Genomic DNA, 4,722 nt, shown 5'->3' with positions numbered 1-4,722 from the left:
AGCCGCGAGAACATGTCGTCAGCATCGTCGGCGTGCGAGACCTTCACCTGCAAAAGCGTGCGCGCGTCGACGTCCAGGGTGGTCTCCCACAGCTGCTCGGGGTTCATCTCGCCCAGGCCCTTGTAGCGCTGGCGGCCGACGGCGGACTCGGCCTGCTGCAGCAGCCAGGCCATGGCCTGGCGGAAGTCGGACACCTTGGCTTCCTTCTGCTTCTCGCCCTCGCCGCGCTTGACCACGGCATCGGCACCCACCAGGCCCTTGAAGGTGAGGCCGGCGGTGCTCAGGGCTTCGTAGTCGGCGCCATGCACGAAGTCGGCGCTGATCACGCTGCTCTTCACGTTGCCGTGGTGCATGCGGCTGATGCGCAGGATGTGCTTGTCGGTACGAGCGTCGAACTCGGCCGTGACCTCGGCGTTGTGCAGCGCTCCCTTGAGCGCCAGCGCCGAGGCTTCGGCGGCTTCGAGCGTGTCGAGGTTGAGCGCAAAGCCGTTGGCCATGGCGCGCAGGGCTTCCACGTCCATCCACTTGCTGAGGCGGTCGACTACGTTGTTGGCCAGCACGTACTGGCGGGCCAGCCCGTCGAGCGTGTCGCCCTGCAGCACCACGCCACCGACCCCTGTTTCAAGCTTGGCGTCTTTCAGCGCCACCCTGAGCAAGTAGCCATCGAGCTCGTGGCCATCTTTCAGGTACTGCTCTTCCTTGCCGAGCTTGACCTTGTAGAGCGGCGGCTGCGCGATGTAGATGTGGCCGCGCTCCACGATCTCGGGCATCTGGCGGTAGAAGAAGGTCAGCAGCAGCGTGCGGATGTGCGCGCCGTCCACGTCCGCGTCGGTCATGATGATGATGCGGTGGTAGCGCAGCTTGTCGGGGTTGAACTCTTCCTTGCCGATGCTGGTGCCGAGTGCGGTGATCAGCGTGAGGATTTCGTTGCTGGTCAGCAGGCGCTCGAAGCGCGCGCGCTCCACGTTGAGGATCTTGCCGCGCAGCGGCAGGATCGCCTGGAACTTGCGGTCGCGGCCCTGCTTGGCGGAGCCGCCGGCGGAGTCACCCTCGACGATGTAGATCTCGCACAGCGCCGGATCCTTCTCCTGGCAATCGGCCAGCTTGCCGGGCAGGCCCATGCCATCGAGCACGCCTTTGCGGCGCGTCATCTCGCGCGCCTTGCGGGCGGCTTCGCGGGCCCGGGCGGCCTCGACGATCTTGCCGCAGATGATCTTGGCGTCGTTCGGGTTCTCGAGCAGGTAATCGGTCAGGGCCTTGCTCACCACGTCTTCGACCGGGCCGCGCACTTCGCTGGAGACCAGCTTGTCCTTGGTCTGGCTCGAAAACTTGGGCTCGGGCACCTTCACGCTCAGCACGCAGCACAGGCCTTCGCGCATGTCGTCACCGGTGATCTCGACCTTGGCCTTCTTGGCCAGCTCGTTGTCTTCGATGTACTTGTTGATGACGCGCGTCATGCCGGCGCGCAGGCCGGTCAGGTGGGTGCCGCCGTCGCGCTGCGGGATGTTGTTGGTGAAGCACAGCACCGACTCGCTGTAGCCGTCGTTCCACTGCATCGCCACTTCGGTGGTGATGGTGGTGCCCTGCTCGCTGTTCTTTTCGCCGGTGGCGTGGAAGACGGTCGGGTGCAGCACCTTCTTGCCGGTGTTGATGAAGTCGACGAAGCCCTTCACGCCGCCGGCAAAGGCGAAGTTGTCTTCCTTGTTGTTGCGCTCGTCGACCAGGCGGATCTTCACGCCATTGTTGAGGAACGAGAGCTCGCGCAGACGCTTGGCCAGGATGTCGTAGTGGAAGTCGGCGTTCTGCTGGAAGATCTCTTCGTCCGGCAGGAAGTGCACCTCGGTGCCGCGCTTCTCGGTCTCGCCGGTGACCTTCATCGGGCTCACCTCGAAGCCGCCGCGCATTTCGAGCTGGCGGTCTTGCGGGATGCCCTTGCGGAACTCGATGAAGTGCACCTTGCCGTCGCGCCGCACCGTCAGGCGCAGCCACTTGGACAGTGCGTTCACGCACGACACGCCCACGCCGTGCAGGCCCCCCGAGACCTTGTAGCTGTTCTGGTTGAACTTGCCGCCGGCGTGCAGTTCGGTGAGCGCGATCTCGGCCGCACTGCGCTTGGGTTCGTGCTTGTCATCCATCTTCACGCCGGTGGGGATGCCGCGGCCGTTGTCGATGACGGAGATGGAGTTGTCGGTGTGGATGGTGACGACGATGTCGTCGCAGTGGCCGGCCAGCGCCTCGTCGATGGAGTTGTCGACCACCTCGAACACCAGGTGGTGCAGGCCCGTGCCGTCGGAGGTGTCACCGATGTACATGCCGGGGCGCTTGCGCACAGCCTCCAGGCCTTCGAGGATCTGGATGCTGCCTTCGCCATAGCCGGCGCTGATCTCGGCAGCCGTCTTCTTGGCAGGTTCTTCGGGAAGGTTTTGAACGTCGGTCATGGCCGGTGGTGACTCGCTGAGTGGGGCTTGCACCCCTTCTTAGAAACGGTGAAGCGGGCCGAAGCCCGCTTGCTGGCGGTAGCGGCAAGCAGTGCCGCTGCCGGTAGAGATCAGATGCGCATGGGCATCACCACGTACTTGAAGCCGGCCTGCTCGGGCACGGTGATCAAGACGCTGGAGTTGGTGTCTTGCAGTTCGAGCTTGACCATCTCGACGCTCATGTTGGCCAGCGCATCCATCAGGTAGGTGACGTTGAAGCCGATCTCGATGGCGTCGCCACCGTAGTCGATCTCGAGTTCTTCCTTGGCCTCTTCCTGCTCGGCGTTGCTGGAAGCGATGCGCAGGCTGCCGGGTTCGATGTTGACGCGCACGCCCTTGAACTTCTCGCTGGTCAGGATGGCGGCGCGCTGCAGGCTGGCCAGCAGTGCCGCACGGCCCAGCGTCACGTGGTTCTTGTGGTTCTTGGGGATGACGCGGTTGTAGTCGGGGAACTTGCCCTCGACCAGCTTGGTGACGAATTCCATGCCGCTGAAGCTGAACTTGGCCTGGTTGCCGGCGAAGCGCATCTCGATGGGTGTCTCTTCGTCCTTGAGCAGGCGCTGCAGCTCGAGCACGGTCTTGCGCGGCAGGATGACTTCCTGCTTGGGGATCTCGACGTCGAGGTTGGCCTGGGCCAGCGCCAGGCGGTGGCCGTCGGTGGCGACGAGCGTGAGGCTCTTGCCTTCGGCCACGAACAGGATGCCGTTGAGGTAGTAGCGGATGTCGTGCACCGCCATCGCGAAGTGCACCTGGTTGATGAGCGACTTGAGCGTCTTCTGCGGCACGCTGAACATGGGGCCGAAGTCGGCGGCCTCCTGCACCAGCGGGAAGTCGTCGGCCGGCAGCGTCTGCAACGTGAAGCGGCTCTTGCCGCCTTGCAGCGTGAGCTTGTTCTGGTTGGCCGAGAGGGTCACGGTCTGGTCGGCCGGCAGCGAACGCAGGATGTCGATCAGCTTGCGCGCACCGACGGTGGTGCTGAAGTTGGCGGTGTCGCCGTCCAGGTCGGCCAGGGTGCGCACCTGGATCTCCAGGTCGCTGGTGGTGAACTCGATCTGAGCCCCGGTCTTGCGGATCAGCACGTTGGCCAGGATGGGCAGCGTGTGGCGCCGCTCGACGATGCCCGACACGGCTTGCAAAGCACTCAATACTTTTTCTTGTGCTGCCTTCAAGACAATCATGTGAACCTCTTAATTTAGTCGTCTTAGTAGGGAACGACGTTTTCTGTGGAGAACGCCATTTTCCCCTTTTCTTTCAACCGCTTATCTTGCCGGCAACCCTGTGTGCGAAGGCTGTGAAATCACGGGAGCGGGACACAACAACTTTGCGCAATGCACCAGGCCTGTGGACAGCTGGCAAGTTGTCATGAAGTTGTCCCCAGGGTTGTGAATTGACAGGACTCGATTTCATCCGGCTCAGCCCTTGAGGGTCTGCTCCAGCACGTGCAGCTGCTGGTTGAGCTCGGTGTTCTTCTGGCGCTCGGCGGCAATCTTGCGCACCGCGTGCAGCACCGTGGTGTGGTCGCGCCCGCCGAAGAGCTCACCGATCTCGGGCAGGCTCTTCTGCGTCATCTCCTTGGCGATGTACATGGCGATCTGGCGCGGCCGGGCGATGCTGGCCGGGCGCTTCTTGCTGTACATGTCGGCGACCTTGATCTTGTAGAAGTCCGCCACCGTCTTCTGGATGTTTTCGACACCCACCTGGCGGTTCTGGATCGACAGCAGGTCTTTCAAGGCCTCGCGGGCCAGCTGGATGTTGATGTCTTTCTGCGAGAAGCGCGAGTACGCGAGGATCTTGCGCAGCGCGCCTTCCAGTTCGCGCACATTGGCACGCACGTTCTTGGCGACGAAGAAGGCCACGTCCTCGGGCATGGGCGTGCCTTCGAGGTCGGCCTTGCGCATCAGGATGGCCACGCGCATCTCGAGCTCTGGCGGCTCGATGGCCACCGTCAGCCCGGCGTCGAAGCGCGAGGTGAGGCGCTCGTCGATGTCCACCAGCCCCTTGGGGTAGGTGTCGCTGGTCATGATGATGTGGGCCTTCTTGGCCAGCAGGGCTTCGAAGGCGTTGAAGAACTCTTCCTGCGTGCGCTCCTTGCCAGCGAAGAACTGCACGTCGTCGATCAGCAGCAGGTCGAGCTGGTGGTACTTGGCCTTCAGCTCATCGAAGGTTTTGCGCTGGTAGTTCTTCACCACGTCGGTGATGAACTGCTCGGCGTGCAGGTAGAGCACGCGCGCGTCGCTGCGGTCGG

3 protein-coding genes are annotated in these 4,722 nt (G+C 63.3%); all 3 read right to left on the bottom strand.

Features of this window, described 5'->3' with window-relative positions; all coding sequences use genetic code 11:
* Positions 1-2,438 (bottom strand): DNA topoisomerase (ATP-hydrolyzing) subunit B (gyrB, locus tag VFL64_RS13890; RefSeq protein ID WP_489540972.1); only part of this gene is annotated, 2,438 nt, incomplete at its 3' end.
* A 110-nt stretch (positions 2,439-2,548) separates the two neighbouring features.
* Positions 2,549-3,655, bottom strand: coding sequence for a DNA polymerase III subunit beta (gene dnaN / locus VFL64_RS13885; protein ID WP_489540971.1), 1,107 nt, complete (start codon positions 3,653-3,655; stop codon positions 2,549-2,551).
* Positions 3,656-3,889: 234 nt separating this feature from the next.
* A partial coding sequence (dnaA, locus tag VFL64_RS13880; protein WP_489540970.1) for a chromosomal replication initiator protein DnaA occupies positions 3,890-4,722 on the bottom strand: 833 nt, incomplete at its 5' end.

This window comes from Rhizobacter sp., assembly GCF_035702065.1.
Taxonomy (GTDB): domain Bacteria; phylum Pseudomonadota; class Gammaproteobacteria; order Burkholderiales; family Burkholderiaceae_C; genus Rhizobacter.
Note: the sequence above shows the minus strand (reverse complement) of the source record. Positions and strands in the feature narration are given on the sequence as shown.

Coding starts and splice junctions, on each gene's coding strand:
- dnaN (WP_489540971.1), bottom strand. CDS start 3,655: ATGATTGTCTTGAAGGCAGCACAAGAAAAAGTATTGAGTGCTTTGCAA.